Source organism: Streptomyces prunicolor, from assembly GCF_045162825.1.
Lineage (GTDB): Bacteria > Actinomycetota > Actinomycetes > Streptomycetales > Streptomycetaceae > Streptomyces > Streptomyces prunicolor.
On the sequence record NZ_CP108676.1, the window covers coordinates 4,677,553 to 4,692,485 of the forward strand.

A 14,933-nucleotide genomic window follows, 5' to 3' on the forward strand; every position below is an offset into this window, starting at 1 on the left:
GCGTGCCGCCATCCGACTCCGGCGCCCCGTCCTGATCCCCACCCCGAGGGAACCCACGCCGAACGCGACCCACACTCGCCGAGGGCTCCCGTCACCGAAGCCCTCGTCGTCCCCTCGCGGCGAATCGCTGCCCACAAGCGTGACCACATGGTCACGTCGCGTCAACGCCCATCCGGGGATTTGTTCTGTAAGCCCCGTTTATCACAGGGCGCGCACGGAAGCACAGCCCGGCGCATCTCCGCCCGGCACTTGCAAGCAGCACCTACACCGACCGCACCGGAACCTGGGAGCTTCTACACGGCCTCGTACGCGAAGCCCTCGAAATCGAGGCCCTCATAGCCCTCGAAGCCCTCGTACGCCGCGACACCGCCCCCGCACGCGACCTCCCGGGGTTCGCTGTCCCGGTCGATCTCGCACCAGATGCGCTTGCCGGTGCCCTCGGCGCTCCAGCCCCAGCGGTCGGCGAGGCCGTCCACCAGTGCCAGGCCGCGCCCGCCGGTCTCGTCGCCGTCCGCACAGCGCGGCACGGGGGCCTTGCAGCTGGTGTCGGCGACCTCCAGCCGTACGGTGGCCGACTCGGTCACCACGTCCGGCAGGGAGAGCCGCAGCACGGCCGGACACCCCGTGTGCACCACGGCGTTGGTGACCAGCTCGGAGACGAGCAGGATCAGCGTCTCCGCGAGCGGCTCGTCGGCTTCTATCCCGGACCCGGCGAGCCGCGAGCGCGCCCACCGCCGGGCTCGCCCCACCTCAGCGGGGTCGGGCCGGATCTCCAGCTGCACTTGAAGCACCTGCACCGCTCACACCATCCGAACCGGCGGACACTTAGCCTCGCGCCTCACGAGGGCCACGATCGTAGCCATTTCCTGCATGACCAGAACAACGGCCAGAACCAGGGTCACGGAACGTGAATCCCTTGTGAGACAGCATGGTTGACGTTCAGTCACCCCAACAAGCGCTTCGGGCATATTCCAGCGCGAAGGAGTACGTGTGCGGGATACTGTGCGACGCTCGTCGCGGGCAGTCGAACAGGCCGGGGTGAAAGCCTGTTCTGCCGTGCGAGCGGGGGTGCGCATCGCCCGATCCGGAGCCGCCTCACAGGCAACACCGGCATGGCTCGTACCTTGAACCACTCGCATCCCACACAAGGTACCGGAGCCCGACGGCGACTCCGGGCCGTGACGAGTCACGCATAGGACACAACCCGATATCAACGCTCCGTGATTCCGCTGTGCCACGATCCGCGACACCGTTGTCAGGCCCACCCCGGTCACCGCAGGCAGGCGCCCCACTAGGCCGCGCCGGCCAGCAGATCCGCCGCGAGCAGTTCCTCACTCTCCGTGTTCCCACCGCCACGCCGAGCCCGCACCCACGCCCGTTTCAGATGCAGATGAACCTCGGACTCCCAGGTGAACCCCATCCCGCCATGCACCTGCAGACAGTCCCGGGCCCCCCGCACGGCCGCCTCGTCGGCCAACACCCGAGCCGCCGCGATATCCACCACATCCCCGGTCACAGCCGCCGCGTACACGGCCGCCCGAGCCACCTCCACCCGCACCAACGACTGCGCACACAAATGCTTGACGGCCTGAAACCCCCCGATCGCCTGCCCGAACTGCTCCCGCGTCCGGGCGTGTTGCACCGCAAGCCCACACACACGCGCGGCGGTACCGAGCTGCTCGGCGGCAGTGAGAAGAACAGCAACAGGATCGGTACGCCCCGGAGCCGGCACCCGATGCAACGGTGTCAACGGATCCACCGACCGCAGCGCTACGGCCCCCTCGGCCCCCGGCAACACGACATCGGCCTCGTCCAGCCACTCCACGAGGCTCCCGTCGGCAGCGGCGACAACGGTCTCCCCGGTGGCCGCGCCCGGCACCACTCCGGCAGCGAGATGCGTAGCCACCAAGGGCCCGGGCACCAACGCCCACCCAAGTTCCTCAAACACCAACACGGCTTCGGGAAGCCCGAGTCCGGCTCCCCCGTCCCCTTCCGGCAACCGAAGTGAGAACACCCCAAGCTCCCCAAGGGCCCGCCAAAAACCCCGGTCCAACCGAGGAGCGCCCTTTAGAGGAGCGCCCTTCAGGGGCGCGGGGAACTGCGCGACCAGCCCCCACACACCCGCAGCCGAAGAACGACCAACCACACCCCGCGCTGCATCCCGCAACGCTCTTTGATCATCCGTGAGTTGAAACCGCACGTCAGCGTCCCTTCGGCAACCCAAGAATCCGCTCGGCCACGATGTTCTGCTGGATCTGCGACGTACCCGCAGCGATCGTGTACGACAGCGAAGACAGCCGATCCAGCACCCAAGCCCGTTCCAGATCAAGGGAGTCGGGCCCAAGAACGTCCGCCGCCACGTCGTACAGCTCCTGACGGGCGTGCGAGTAGCGGAGTTTGAAGACCGAGCCGCCCACACCCGGGACACCGCCAGAGGCTTCCGCCGCACTCACATTCCACTGAGTGAGCCGCCACAACGCCCGGAACTCGGCGTTCAACCGCCCCAGTTGACGCCGGAGCACAGGATCGTCCCAACGCCCGTTCCGCCGAGCCTCCACCGCCAGCTCCCCCAACACCCGCCGACAGGCAACGACCTCCCCCACAAAGGCCGTACCGCGCTCGAACGACAACGTCACCATCGTCACGCGCCAGCCATCGTTCTCGTCCCCCACCCGATTCCCGACAGGCACCCGCACCTCGTCAAGAAACACCTCGGCGAACTCAGCGGACCCGGCCAGCGTCCGCAACGGCCGTACGGTGATCCCCGCCGCGGACATCGGCATCGCGAGCCAACTGATCCCCCGATGCTTCGGCGCCGACGCATCCGTCCGCACCAACAGCTCACACCAGTCGGCGACTTCAGCATGCGAGGTCCAGATCTTGGAACCGGTGACCACGTAGTCGTCGCCGTCCCGCCACGCGCGCGTGCGCAGCGCCGCGAGGTCGGACCCGGCATCCGGTTCGCTGAACCCCTGGCACCACACCTCGTCACCGCGCAGCACCGGCGGCAGCCAGCGCTCCCGCTGCTCGGGCGTACCCTCGGCGGCGATCGTCGGCCCGGCGTGCAACAGCCCCACGAAATTGGCCCCTACGTAGGGCGCGCCCGCCTTTTCCGTCTCCTCCAGGAAGATCAGGCGGGTGGTCGGGGACGCGTCCCAGTGCACGTCGGCGTACCCGGCGTCGTACAACATCCGCTGCCAGCCGAGGTCGTAGGCGCGGCGCCCGGGCCAGTCGTCCGGCGACGGCTTGGAAGGCAGCGTCGGCAGCACCTTCGCCAGCCACTCCCTCAAACGCCCCCGGAACTCGTCCTCCTCGGCCGTGTACGAGAGATCCATCAGTGAGCCATCACCGATCGAGGTCCAGGCCCAGCATGCGGATCGCGTTGCCCCGCATCAGCTTGTAGACCGTCTCGTCGTCGAGGCCCTTCACATGGTCGAGGGCGACCTCCTTGGTGTGCGGGAAGGTCGAGTCGACGTGCGGGTAGTCGGTCTCGAACGTGGCGTTGTCCCGGCCCACCACGTCCAGCGAAGCGACCCCGTGCTTGTCGCGGAAGAAGCAGCAGAACATCTGCCGGTAGTAGTACGTCGACGGCGGCTCCGGGATCAGGTCCCGCACGCCGCCCCACGCGCGGTGCTCCTCCCACACGTCGTCGGCGCGTTCCAGGGCGTACGGGATCCAGCCCATCTGCCCTTCGGAGTACGCGAGTTTGAGGGTCGGGAACTTCACCAGGACTCCGCTGAAGAGGAAGTCCATCATCGAGGCCATCGCGTTGTTGAAGGAGAGCGAGGCCTGTACGGCGGGGGGCGCGTCCGGGGAGGCGGCGGGCATCTGGGAGCTGCTGCCAATGTGCATGTTGACGACCGTGCCCGTCTCCTGGCAGACCGCGAAGAACGGGTCCCAGTAGCCGGAGTGGATCGACGGCAGCCCGAGGTAGGTGGGGATCTCGGAGAACGTCATCGCGCGCACTCCGCGGGCCGCGTTCCGGCGGATCTCCTCGACCGCCAACTCCACGTCCCACAAAGGGATCAGGCACAGCGGGATGAGCCGGCCGCCGCTGTCGCCGCACCACTCCTCGACCATCCAGTCGTTGTAGGCGCGGACGCAGGCGAGAGCGACCTCCTTGTCGTGCGCCTCGGCGAAGGTCTGGCCGCAGAAGCGCGGGAAGGTCGGGAAGCAGAGCGAGCCCTCGACGTGGTTGAGGTCCATGTCCTTGAGCCGCTCGGCCGGGTCCCAGCAGCCGGGGCGCATCTGCTCGCGGGTGATGCCCTCCAGGGTCATCTCGTCGCGGTCGAAGCCGACGGCGGCGATGTTGCGCTTGTACGGGAACTTGAGGTCCTCGTAGATCCACCAGTCGGTGGGCGGGCCGTCCGGGTCCATCGTGATCTGGTATTTGCCCGCCACGTAGGCGAGTTCGCCGATTCCGGCGGTGAGCGGCTGGGGGCCGCGGTCGCGGTACTTCTTCGGCAGCCAGGTCTCGAAGAGGTGCGCGGGTTCGATCACGTGGTCGTCGACGCTGATGATGCGGGGCAGTTCGGTGGTCATGGGTTCCCCTCCGCAGGGACGGCACTTATCTGATGACCCGTCAGATAGCATGTCACCTGACGAGTCGTCAGCCAAGGAGGGGACCATGAACGAGACGGCGTACTCCCTGAGTTCCTCCCGCACCCTGTGGGAACTGGTCGCCCGCCGCGCCGACTTGACCCCCGACCGCCCGGTCCTCCTCCAGGACGACCGGGCCCTGAGCTTCGGCGAGTTGCGCGACCGGTCGGAGCGCGTGGCGGCCGGCCTGTACGGCATGGGCGTGCGCCCCGGCACGGTCGTCGCCTGGCAGTTGCCCACCCGCATCGAGACGGCCCTGCTCTCCTTCGCGCTGGCCCGCCTGGGCGCCGTACAGACACCGGTGATCCCCTTCTACCGGGACCGCGAAGTCGGCTTCGCGCTACGGGAGTCGAAGGCCGAGTACTTCGCGGTGCCGGGCGTCTGGCGCGGCTTCGACTACGCGGAGATGGCACGACGGCTCGGCGCGAGGGGGATCTTCGAGGCGTACGACGGCGCTCAACTCCCGGACGGGGACCCGGCGTCGCTGCCCGCCCCGCCCGCCGACGGCACCTCGGTCCGCTGGATCTACTGGACCTCCGGCACCACCTCCGACCCCAAAGGCGTGCTGCACACGGACCGTTCACTGATCGCGGGCGGCTCGTGCCTCGCGCACGCGCTGCGGCTGAGGGCGGACGACGTGGGGTCGATGGCCTTCCCCTACGCGCACATAGCCGGGCCCGACTACACGGTGATGCTGCTCCTGTACGGCTTCCCGGCCGTGATGTTCGAGCAGTTCGCGCTGCCGGACGCGCTGGAGGGGTACCGCAAGCACGGGGTGACGGTGGCCGGTGGCTCAACTGCCTTCTATTCCATGTTCCTTGCCGAGCAGCGCAAGCAGCCGGGGAGCAAGGTCATTCCCTCGCTACGGCTGCTCGCGGGTGGCGGTGCGCCCAAGCCGCCGGAGGTCTACCACTCCGTCGTACGGGAGATGGGGGTCCAGCTCACCCACGGGTACGGCATGACCGAGGTGCCGATGATCACGATGGGGGCGCCCGACGACACCGTGGAGAATCTGGCGACGACCGAGGGGCGGCCGCCGGAGGGGATGGAGATACGGATCGCCGAGGGTGGCGAGGTGCGGTTGCGTGGGGAGGCCGTGTGTCAGGGGTACTTGGATCCGGCGCAGACGGCCGAGGCGTTCGACGGGGACGGTTTTCTGCGGACCGGGGACCTCGGGGAAGTGACCGCGAGCGGGCATCTCATCCTCACCGGGCGGCTCAAGGACGTGATCATCCGCAAGGGGGAGAACATCTCGGCCAAGGAGATCGAGGATCTGCTGGCCGCGCATCCGGGCGTCGGGGACGTGGCCGTCGTGGGGCTGCCGGACGCGGAGCGTGGGGAGCGGGTGTGTGCGGTGGTCGAACAGCCGCCGGGGGCCGGGGAGTTGACCCTTGCCGCCGTCACGGACTATTTGCGCGCGGAAGGGCTGTCCGTGCACAAGCTGCCGGAGCAGCTGGAGATCGTGGACGCCCTTCCGCGCAACGACGCCTTGCGGAAAGTGCTCAAGTACAAGCTGCGGGAACGTTATTCGGGGACGGTGAAGTAGCGGGCGAAGGAGGAGATGATCTCCGCCTCGCCGACCTTGCCGTCGCTGTCCGTGTCGAGGGCGTCGGCGGCCATCGCGGCGATCTCGTCCGGTACGCCGAGGGCCTTGAGGACGCGCACGGTGTCCGCGATGGTGGCCGAGCCGTCGCCGTCCGGGTCCGCGACGTCGAGGGCCGCGTGCAGGAAGGGGCGGCCGATCTCGGCGAAGCGCTCCGGGTTGTCGCGCAGCCGCTTGACCGCGCCGTTCACGAACTCCTCGCGGCTGACGCGCTGGTCGCCGTCCCGGTCCGCGATGCCGGCCATGCCCTGCCAGAACGCCTCCGCGCCGATGTACAGGGCCTGGCCCTTGTCGGAGCGGGCCGCCGTACCGAACTCCGCCAGCAGCGCCTTGGCCGCCGAGTTGAAGTCCTCCCGGTCGATGAACCCGTTGCCGTCCTGGTCGAAGGTGGCGAAACGGGCCGCGATCCGTCGCTCGTACTCGGTGCTGACCATGTCTTTCGGGCCGCCTTACTCATGTGGGGTGCGCTTGGGACGGAGCGTACGACGCCGGGGCGGGTCCGGGAGCGGAAAACGACGCTTGTACCAAGATCGGGGAAATTCCGAAACAACGACGTCACGCCGGAAACCGACGCGTCACGCGGAGACGCGGGGACGCGAAGAGGCATCCGCCTCGTCTCGCTCCGAGAGGGGTCCGCCTCACGCCGAGAGGGGGTCCGCTTCATCCTCGGGCTCGTCCTCTGTGGCGGTCATCACATCGGGGTAGACGTCGAAGAGGCGGCGCACGCCGAGGGCGCCGAGGACCCGGTTGACGTGCGAGCCGTCGACCGCGCCCTGGGCGGGCAGGACCACGCGCAGGTGTCCCTGGCAGGAGCGGATCAGGCGGCGGGAGGCGATGAGCACGCCGACGCCGCTGGAGTCGCAGAACAGCACCTCGGAGAGGTCCAGGACCAGACTGTGCTGCCCCTCGGCCACCACGTCGTGCACCCGCTGGCGCAGCACCGGCGAGGTCACCAGGTCCAGTTCGCCGGACACGAGGAGCACGGACCAGCCGCCGCGCTCGCCGTCGTTCACTTTGAAGGCCACCATCGCGCCTTTCGCTAGCCGGAACTCCCGGAAACCGTCCGGAAACGGAAGCCGTACCTACGCTTCCTTGCAGCGCGGCTGCCCAGCGGCCGTTCCCTGAAACACGGGGGCAGAAACGGAAACCGGCCGGAAGAGGCTTGTTTTAGTCGCCTTCGATCCTGTTCGATCAGGTGTGGGCAGGGTAGGCGCAGATCCGTTACCACCCGCGCCGCCTCGGGGGCGTGCAATTGCAGAATGGGGGGTGCGCTGTCAGACGTGCCCACTACATTCGAAGAGACGGTGAGCGCACGCTTGATCCGGGCACGGACACGGTGAGGGGGCCGCATGGCGACGAAGGACGCACCGCCCCGTTGGGACCGCAAGATGCAGCAGCGGCTGGCCCGCGGCGAGGCGGCGGCCCTCGGTGAGCTGTACGACCGCTTCGGCTCCCTCGTGCACTCCCTCGCCCACCGCGTGCTGGGCGACGAGAGTGCCGCCGACGGCATCACCCGCGAGGTCTTCGCCCATGTGTGGGAACACCCCGACGCCTACGACCCCAAGCAGGGCCCGCTGCGTTCCTGGGTGGCCGCGTTGACCCACCGCCTCGCCGTGCAGCGGCTGCGCGCCACCGAGACCGCCGCCCTCGCGCAGGGCGGCCAGGGCTCCACGGAGGAACTGGAGCGCAAGGTCCGCCGCGCCTCCGTCGCCGCACGCGCCGACTACATCGTCACGTCCATGCCCGCCCCACTGCGGGCCGCCCTGGAGCTGGCCTACTTCCAGCGCCGTGACTACCGCCAGACCGCCGTCGACCTCGGCGTCACGGAGGACGAGGCCCGCCGCCGCCTGCGCCTCGGCCTCCAGCTCCTGTCCACCGCCCACGACGCCGGCGCACCGCCGGGAGCGGGGGGTAGGGCGTGAGCGACGCCTGGCGGGACGGGTTCGAGAGGCCCAAGGGTTACGAGGGTCACGAAGGTTACGAGGATCACAAGGGGGACGGCGAAGGGGCCGGGGAAGGTGAGGGTGGCGTCGTGCCTGCGCAGGGTGGGCCGGGTGGGTCCGGTGGGTCCGGAAGGCCCGGCGACTCCGAGGACGGCCGCCCAGTGAACGACGGCTCCGGGAACGGCGGTTCGGTGAACGACGACGGTGACGGTGACGGCGTGCGGGGTGGGCCGGGCGGTTCCGGCGGCCGTTCCGGTGATGATGCCGGCGGCGGTTCCGGTGATGGTCCCGGCGGCGGTTCCGGTGGTTCCGTGAGCGGGGAAGGTGAGCCGCTGCGGATTCCGATGCCGCGTGCCTCCGTGGAGGACACCGGACGCCCGCTGCCCGAGCTGGACGCGGCCGAGTCCCGGGCCGTGCCGCTGGTGCTGGAGCACCGGGTGCTGAAGGCGTTGCTCGGTGCGTGGGCGCTGGCCGCGTGCTCGGCGGCGGAGACGGCTGCCGTGGAGGAGCATCTCGGTGAGTGCGGGGCCTGTGCGGACGAGGCGTTGCGGTTGCGCGGTGCGGTCGGGCTGCTGCACCCCGTCGAGCCCCTGGACCTCGACCCCGGGCTGCGCACGCGCGTCCTGACCAGTTCCTTCGATCGCCGGCCGCCGCGTATCCCGGTGCCGGTGTGGGCGACGCCGTACGACGCGGAGAGTGCCCGGCTGGATGCCCTGTTGCAGGACATAGGCGACGCCGAGTGGCATGCGCCCGTGCGGTTGCGGTGGTTCGAGGGCGAGGGGCCGACGAGTCGTCGTACGACTGTCGCCGGGGTCATCGCGCATCTGCTGACCGTCGACGGCCTGGTCGCGGCGGCGCTGGGGCTCGACGACCCGCTGACCGGGGAGATCGCGAAGGCGATGACGCCGGCCTCGCGCACGGAGGCGTACTGGAAGTCTTCGCACTTCCCGCCGACCCGTTCCATCCGCTCGCCGTGGCGCGAGCAGACCCACAACATCGTCCGTACGGTGTCGTTCACCGGCGGCACCACCGGCAAACTGGCCGTCTCCTACGGCGACTTCGAGCTTCCGTTGCATGATGCGATGCTCGATCGGGCCTTCGAGTGCTGGGTGCACGCGGGGGATATCGCGGAGGCGGTGGACTATCCGTACGATCCTCCGTCCCCGCGCTACCTGAACCGGATGATCGATCTCGCCGCCCGGATGTTGCCGGTTGTACTGGCTGAGCGGCGGCGGCACGGGTTGGCTTCGCCGGGTGGGGGTCGGCATCTGGTCGGGGTGGGGGAGCCTGGTCGTAGCCTTCGGCTGGAGATCGAGGGGCATGGCGGGGGTGAGTGGCTGATCGCCCTCGACTCGCCCGGGGCGGTGGGGTCCGCGGAGCGGGAGGTTGCCCATATCGCCCTGGATGGCGTGGAGTTCTGCCACCTTGCCGCGGGGCATGTTTCGCCGGAGGACGCGGCTGCGGGGCAGCTCGGTGACCGGGAGGCGATCAGGGATGTGCTGTTCGCTACGGCGTCGTTGAGCCGGATGTAGGGGTGGGGTGCGGGTTCGTCGGGAGGTGCGGGCCGGTGGGGGCTTGTTGCGCAGTTCCCCGCGCCCCTGAAGGGGGTTCGGGTTCGTCGATGGCTGCGGGTGCGTCGTGGTTGCTCGCGCCGTTCCTCGCGCCCCTGAGGGGGTTCGGGTTCGTCGTTCGCTGCGGGTAGTTCGTGGTTGCTCGCGCAGTTCCCCGCGCCCCTCAAAACTGGGCCCGAGTTACGAAGGGGCACGGGGAACTGCGCGACCAGCCACGACGCACCCGCAGCCGAACCCGAAACCCCTACGCGGCGCAGGAGACTGGGCTCTTCTTCGAAACTCGGGCCCAATTTCCAGGGGCGCGGGGAACTGCGCGACCAGCCCCCACGCACCCGCAGCCGCCCCCGAACCAGCAACCCCCCGAACTCCTAGGCGAACACGACCGTCCGGCGCCCGTTAAGCAGAATCCGGCGTTCCGCGTGCCACTTAACAGCTCGCGCCAGCGCCTGGCACTCCACGTCCCGACCGACCGCCACCAACTGGTCCGGCGTCACGTCATGCCCCACCCGCTCGACCTCCTGCTCGATGATCGGGCCCTCGTCGAGGTCGGCGGTGACATAGTGCGCCGTCGCTCCGATCAGCTTCACGCCCCGCAAGTGAGCCTGGTGATACGGCTTCGCGCCCTTGAAGCTCGGCAGGAAGGAGTGGTGGATGTTGATGATCCGCCCACTGAGCGCCTTGCAGAAGTCGTCGGAGAGGACCTGCATGTAGCGGGCGAGGACGACGAGTTCGACGTCCTCCTCGCGGACCAGTTCCAGGACCCGCGCCTCCGCCTCCGCCTTCGTGTCCTTCGTCACCGGAATGTGGTGGAAGGGGATGTGGTACGACTCCACCAGCTCGGCGAAGTCCGTGTGGTTGGACACCACCGCCGCGATCTCCACCGGCAACGCCCCGATCCGGGCCCGGAACAGCAGGTCGTTCAGACAGTGCCCGAACTTGCTGACCATGAGCACGACCCGCATCCGGTCCGCGGCCCGGTTGATCTGCCAGTCCATGTGGAAGGAGTCACCGATCGCCGCGAAGCTCGCCCGCAGCTTCTCCACCGTCACCGGCGACTCCGCCGAGAAGTGGACGCGCATGAAGAACAGTCCCGTGTCGTGGTCGCCGAACTGCTGGCTGTCCTCGATGTTGCAGCCGGTCATGAAGAGGTAGCTCGACACGGCGTGCACGATGCCCTGCTTGTCGGGGCACGACAGGGTGAGGACGTACTGGTCGGCGGCTGCCGCGGCGGCGGCGCTGGACTGGGCGTTCATGCAGGACAGGTTCCCATATCCCCCTGAACAGAGGCACCGCTGTCCGCCACCCGGACCCACCCGCACCGACTAAACGCACGGCGCGCTACGAAGGGGCGCGGGGCTGTATCGATATGCGGCTCCGCCGCGTGGGCGCGGCCAGCCCCCACTCACCCGCACTCACCGACGAAACCGAAACCCAGCCCTACGCGGACCGCGTAATGATCTGCAACACCTCCAGCGTCCGCGGCGGCGTATCCGGATCATCCCCGTCGCTCACCGCCATCCGCACATGCGCGTCCCGCGCCGCCCGTACCGCGTCCGGCCACGCCTCGTGGTCGACGTACACGGAGACCTGGGCGTCCGGGCCGACCTGGTGCATGATCCGCAGGACGCGCAGGACGGCGGTGTCGACGAGCGCCGCCTCCTGGGAGTCGCGGAAGATCGTGCCGACGTACTTCTCGGCGGACCAGTTGTCGAGCCAGGTGTCCTCGACGAGGCGGTAGACGGCGTCGGTGACGTCGCCGTAGCCGTCGACACCGGCCAGCCAGACGCTCTGCTGGAACGCCGGGTCCGAGAGCATGTGCAGCGCGGAACGCACGTTGCTGCGCCAGCGCCACCAGGGCATGTCGTTCAGTGGCATGCCGCCCATGGTGGAGGAGCGACGGGGGCGACGGGAAGAGTTCTCCGAACCTTGCACGGTCATCGATCGTACGTTCCTCGTCACACACACAGGAACGCCCCCCGTAATTCACCTCCGCGTCACCACTTGTTGACCCGGAGTCACACCCGGGTTTGTGGTGTGGCGGAAGCGTGTCTGTCCATGACAGGCAGGCGACGCAACCGCAGCACCTTCCTCCCCACCTTCACCCGGCCCGTCAGAGCGACCGTCATGTCGGCGGCGGCTCTGGGAGCATGTGCCTCGTTCCTGGCCGGCTGCGGGGTCATCCCCGGCACCACGGCGGGCTCCGGCGACGGCTCGATCACCGTCATGACCTGGGCGCCGTGGGACACCAACGCGACCAACAAGCCAGGCATGCCCGCCATGGCGACGGCGTACGCGAAGTGGATCAACAAGCACGGCGGCATCAACGGCCGCAAACTCAAGGTCCTGACCTGCAACGACCACAACACCAGCGTGTCCGCGGCGAAGTGCGCCCGCGAGGCCGTGCAGGAGAACGTCGTCGCGGTCGTCGGCTCCTACAGCGAGTTCAGCGACTCGTACTTCGCCCCGCTGGAGGGCGCCGGCATCCCGTACATAGGCGGCTACGGCGTCACGACCGAGGAGTTCACCCGCGCCCTGTCCTACCCCGTCAACGGCGGCCAGCCCGCGCTGCTCGCGGGCCTCGGCAAGGAACTCGCCTCGACCTGCGGCCCGGTCACCCTCGTACGGCCCGACTCCATCGCCGGCGACGACCTGCCCCCGCTGCTGAACGCCGGGCTCTCCGCGGGCGGCCACGCGGCGGCGACCGACCAGCTCGCGGCCGACGACGCCACCGAGTACGCGACCCAGTCGACGCGCGCCCTGAAGAGCGCGAGCGGCGGCTCGGGCAAGGAGGGGTGTGTGGTGCCCTCGCTCGGGGACCGTACCGACACCTTCATGGACTCCTTCCGGCGCGACCGCCAGGACTATCCCGCGGTGCACGCCGCGACCGTGCTCGGCAGCGTCGACCAGACCGAGATCAACTCGACGGGCGGGCAGTCCGGGCCGTACGAGGGGTCGTACATCACCGGCTGGTACCCGGTCGCGGGCGACGCGCGCTGGGACCCGATGAAGAAGGCGATCAACGAGGTGGCCTTCGGCGACAACCGCATCGACCCGGCGGACGCGGGGGTGGAGACCACCTGGATCGCGTACACCGCGTTCAAGACCGTCGTGAACTCGCTCGGCAGCGGTGACATCACCGCCGACACCGTACGGCGCGCCCTCGACGACGGTGTGAAGGTCACCACGGGCGGGCTCACGCCGACGCTCCAGTGGAGCCCCCGCGACGACAACCTCGCCTCGGTGGGTCTGGCCCGGCTGGTCAACGCGGCCGTGACCCTTCAGGTCGTACGGAAGGGCGTTCTGGTGTCCGCGAAGAAAGGCTTCTTCGATATGACGAGGACGCTCGACGGCGCGAACCTCGACTGAGATCCGCCGAAATCCGCGCTGTCGGGAGTTACTCAGAGCTAGAGCTGGGTCGGCTGGCGCTGGGTCAGGCCGTAGGTCTTCGCGATCGTGTTCCAGAGGGTGGCGGCCTTCGCCTTCTGGTTGCTGGCGACGCCGCTCGCCGCGTTGCCCGCCGCCGTCTGGCCGGTGGTGCGGGCCTGGCCCTTCTTGCAGCCCTTCTTGCCCGCCGCCTGGTCGGCCCAGGTCGCGTAGTGGTTGTCGGCCGACGCCGACGCCTTCCACGCGTTGGTGAGCGCGGTCGTCAGAGCCGCGTTGTCCGGCAGCTTGTCCACCGTCAACTGCGAGAGCTTGGTGACCAGTTCGGCCCGCTGCTTGGCCGCGTCCCGCAGGTCGGAGGCGGACTCGCCGAGCTTGTTGCAGGCCTTCACATTGCCCACGGCGTTGATCACCGAGGCACGGCTGCTGCCGCTGTCGGCGAGCAACTTGTCCAGCGCTACGGCCTGTTGCTTCGCGGCATCGGTGCCCGCCGACGAGGAACCGTCCGTCGCGGCCGACGTGGCGGCCACCGTCTTGTTGGTGTCGTCACTCTTGCTGCCGCCCCCGCTGAGCAGCGCCCCCGCGCCTACCCCGAGGATCGCGATACCGACCCCGACCCCGGCGATCAGCGGCACCCGCGAACGCCGCCCGCCCCGGCCACCGCCGTCGTCGTCCTGCGCCCCGCGCCGACCACCGCCGTCCCCGGGCGGGGCGTACGAAGGCTGTGCGTACGACGGCTGCGCGTACGGCGCTTGGGCCTGGCCGTAACCCTGCTGCCCCTGCTGCCCCGGCTGTTCGGCGCGCGGCGGCTGCTGGAAGCGGGGCATCTGCTGCGTGGCCCCGGACGGCTGCTCGGCCCCGGCGTCGCTGCGGAAGAGGTTGTCGAACTCGGCGGGCGGCTGCCGGTCGTCCGGCCCGCCGGGCCGCGCCCCGTACCCGGGAGCGGCACCCTGAGCGGGCACCGGCGGGAGGAACTGCGTCGGCTGGGCGTCGGGGTGCGCGGCCTGCGGCATCGGGCCCGCAGGCATCTGGGGCGGCAGCGCGCCGGGCCCGACGGGCGGGATGTACTGGGTCGCGCCCTCGTCCATGGCGGCCATGCCGGCGGCGGTGACCGGCGGCAGGAACTGGGTGGCACCTTCGTCGCCGGGCATGTTGACCACCGGCGGGATGTACTGCGTCGCGCCCTCGTCGGCGGGCGGCAGCGGGGCGCTCGGGAACGCGGGGGCCGCGGCCGGGAGGGGGGCGGCACCGGACGGCTGCTGGTGTGCGTCGGAACCGGAAGTGCCGTATCCGTAGCCGTAGTTCTGCGCGGCGCCCTGAGGTATCGCGTTCGCCTGCTCGGAGGCGTAGCCCGCGCCGACGTACCCGGCGGAGTGCTCCGGGGCGTATCCCGACGGGTACTCCTGTGCGTACGACTGCTGCTGCACGCCGTAGGCCGCGTGCCGGTCGCTCTCCTGGGGCAGGGCACCCGGCTGGCCCGGGATGCCGTCCTGGGTGCCCCACGGGGACGGCGCGGGCTGTTCGGGCCCGGCGCCCCACTGCTGCGCCGGTTGCTGCGGCTGCTGCTGGTCCGGGTCTCCCCAGCCCTGGCCCGGCGGCGGGGCCTGGTGCTGCTGGTGGTGCTGGGGATCGTGCTGCTGGTCCGGGCCCCACGACCCGCCCCACGACTGGCCTGCGGCCGGGGGTGCTATCGCGGGCTGCCCGCCCGACTGTTGGTCACCGCGTCCGCCCGTCATACCCGGCAGGAGGGGTGCGCCTCCGTCGGAGGGCAGCACGATGCCTTCGCGCGCGGGTCGCGCCGAGGGCTCCTCGCCCTGTCCACTCTGCGTCACCGGG

General features: G+C 69.8%; 13 protein-coding genes. 4 read left to right on the forward strand and 9 right to left on the reverse strand.

Annotated elements, in window-relative coordinates:
* Positions 1-293: 293 nt before the first annotated feature.
* From OG588_RS21075 to OG588_RS21090, 4 genes are all read right to left on the reverse strand, one after another.
* Positions 294-782, reverse strand: a complete 489-nt coding sequence (locus tag OG588_RS21075) for an ATP-binding protein (RefSeq protein WP_365987325.1) — start codon at positions 780-782, stop codon at positions 294-296.
* 509 nt (positions 783-1,291) lie between these two features.
* Positions 1,292-2,200 carry an acyl-CoA dehydrogenase family protein gene (locus tag OG588_RS21080; protein WP_405948650.1) on the reverse strand — a complete coding sequence of 303 codons (909 nt, stop codon included), beginning with the start codon at positions 2,198-2,200 and terminating at the stop codon, positions 1,292-1,294.
* 1 nt (position 2,201) lies between these two features.
* Entirely contained in the window at positions 2,202-3,335 is a 1,134-nt protein-coding gene (locus tag OG588_RS21085; RefSeq protein ID WP_405948651.1) for an acyl-CoA dehydrogenase family protein, read from the reverse strand.
* A gap of 10 nt (positions 3,336-3,345) precedes the next feature.
* A complete protein-coding gene (locus OG588_RS21090; RefSeq protein WP_317772899.1) occupies positions 3,346-4,542 on the reverse strand; it encodes an amidohydrolase family protein in 1,197 nt (398 codons plus the stop codon).
* Between the two features lie 85 nt (positions 4,543-4,627).
* Here OG588_RS21090 and OG588_RS21095 point away from each other — a divergent pair, with 85 nt between their 5' ends.
* The gene (locus tag OG588_RS21095; protein ID WP_405948652.1) at positions 4,628-6,145 is read left to right on the forward strand and encodes a class I adenylate-forming enzyme family protein; all 1,518 of its coding nucleotides are present in this window, start codon (positions 4,628-4,630) and stop codon (positions 6,143-6,145) included.
* Here OG588_RS21095 and OG588_RS21100 read toward each other — a convergent pair.
* Both OG588_RS21100 and OG588_RS21105 read right to left on the reverse strand, forming a co-directional pair.
* The gene (locus OG588_RS21100; RefSeq protein ID WP_019057337.1) at positions 6,124-6,636 is read right to left on the reverse strand and encodes an EF-hand domain-containing protein; all 513 of its coding nucleotides are present in this window, start codon (positions 6,634-6,636) and stop codon (positions 6,124-6,126) included. The genes OG588_RS21095 and OG588_RS21100 overlap by 22 nt on opposite strands.
* Before the next feature lie 204 nt (positions 6,637-6,840).
* The gene (locus tag OG588_RS21105) at positions 6,841-7,230 is read right to left on the reverse strand and encodes an STAS domain-containing protein (protein WP_019057336.1); all 390 of its coding nucleotides are present in this window, start codon (positions 7,228-7,230) and stop codon (positions 6,841-6,843) included.
* 321 nt (positions 7,231-7,551) lie between these two features.
* Here OG588_RS21105 and OG588_RS21110 point away from each other — a divergent pair, with 321 nt between their 5' ends.
* Both OG588_RS21110 and OG588_RS21115 read left to right on the forward strand, forming a co-directional pair.
* Positions 7,552-8,124: a sigma-70 family RNA polymerase sigma factor gene (locus OG588_RS21110; protein ID WP_405948653.1), complete on the forward strand. Its 573-nt coding sequence runs from the start codon at positions 7,552-7,554 to the stop codon at positions 8,122-8,124.
* A gap of 239 nt (positions 8,125-8,363) precedes the next feature.
* On the forward strand, positions 8,364-9,677 hold the full coding sequence (locus tag OG588_RS21115) for a zf-HC2 domain-containing protein (protein WP_405953176.1): 1,314 nt from the start codon (positions 8,364-8,366) through the stop codon (positions 9,675-9,677).
* A 407-nt stretch (positions 9,678-10,084) separates the two neighbouring features.
* Here OG588_RS21115 and purU read toward each other — a convergent pair whose 3' ends face one another.
* Both purU and OG588_RS21125 read right to left on the reverse strand, forming a co-directional pair.
* Positions 10,085-10,969, reverse strand: a complete 885-nt coding sequence (gene purU, locus OG588_RS21120) for a formyltetrahydrofolate deformylase (RefSeq protein WP_405948654.1) — start codon at positions 10,967-10,969, stop codon at positions 10,085-10,087.
* Positions 10,970-11,153: 184 nt separating this feature from the next.
* On the reverse strand, positions 11,154-11,654 hold the full coding sequence (locus OG588_RS21125; protein WP_405948655.1) for a hypothetical protein: 501 nt from the start codon (positions 11,652-11,654) through the stop codon (positions 11,154-11,156).
* A 117-nt stretch (positions 11,655-11,771) separates the two neighbouring features.
* Between OG588_RS21125 and OG588_RS21130 the strand changes: the two genes are divergently transcribed.
* Positions 11,772-13,082, forward strand: a complete 1,311-nt coding sequence (locus OG588_RS21130) for an ABC transporter substrate-binding protein (protein ID WP_405948656.1) — start codon at positions 11,772-11,774, stop codon at positions 13,080-13,082.
* Positions 13,083-13,120: 38 nt separating this feature from the next.
* Here OG588_RS21130 and OG588_RS21135 read toward each other — a convergent pair whose 3' ends face one another.
* Complete coding sequence (locus OG588_RS21135; protein ID WP_405948657.1) at positions 13,121-14,929, reverse strand: hypothetical protein; 1,809 nt, start codon at positions 14,927-14,929, stop codon at positions 13,121-13,123.
* Positions 14,930-14,933 lie beyond the last annotated feature (4 nt).

What these genes read in the sequence shown, in the direction of transcription:
- OG588_RS21085 (WP_405948651.1), bottom strand. Translation starts at nt 3,335, where the DNA reads ATGGATCTCTCGTACACGGCCGAGGAGGACGAGTTCCGGGGGCGTTTG.
- OG588_RS21090 (WP_317772899.1), bottom strand. Translation starts at nt 4,542, where the DNA reads ATGACCACCGAACTGCCCCGCATCATCAGCGTCGACGACCACGTGATC.
- OG588_RS21095 (WP_405948652.1), top strand. Translation starts at nt 4,628, where the DNA reads ATGAACGAGACGGCGTACTCCCTGAGTTCCTCCCGCACCCTGTGGGAA.
- OG588_RS21100 (WP_019057337.1), bottom strand. Translation starts at nt 6,636, where the DNA reads ATGGTCAGCACCGAGTACGAGCGACGGATCGCGGCCCGTTTCGCCACC.
- OG588_RS21105 (WP_019057336.1), bottom strand. Translation starts at nt 7,230, where the DNA reads ATGGTGGCCTTCAAAGTGAACGACGGCGAGCGCGGCGGCTGGTCCGTG.
- OG588_RS21110 (WP_405948653.1), top strand. Translation starts at nt 7,552, where the DNA reads ATGGCGACGAAGGACGCACCGCCCCGTTGGGACCGCAAGATGCAGCAG.
- purU (WP_405948654.1), bottom strand. Translation starts at nt 10,969, where the DNA reads ATGAACGCCCAGTCCAGCGCCGCCGCCGCGGCAGCCGCCGACCAGTAC.
- OG588_RS21125 (WP_405948655.1), bottom strand. Translation starts at nt 11,654, where the DNA reads ATGACCGTGCAAGGTTCGGAGAACTCTTCCCGTCGCCCCCGTCGCTCC.
- OG588_RS21130 (WP_405948656.1), top strand. Translation starts at nt 11,772, where the DNA reads ATGACAGGCAGGCGACGCAACCGCAGCACCTTCCTCCCCACCTTCACC.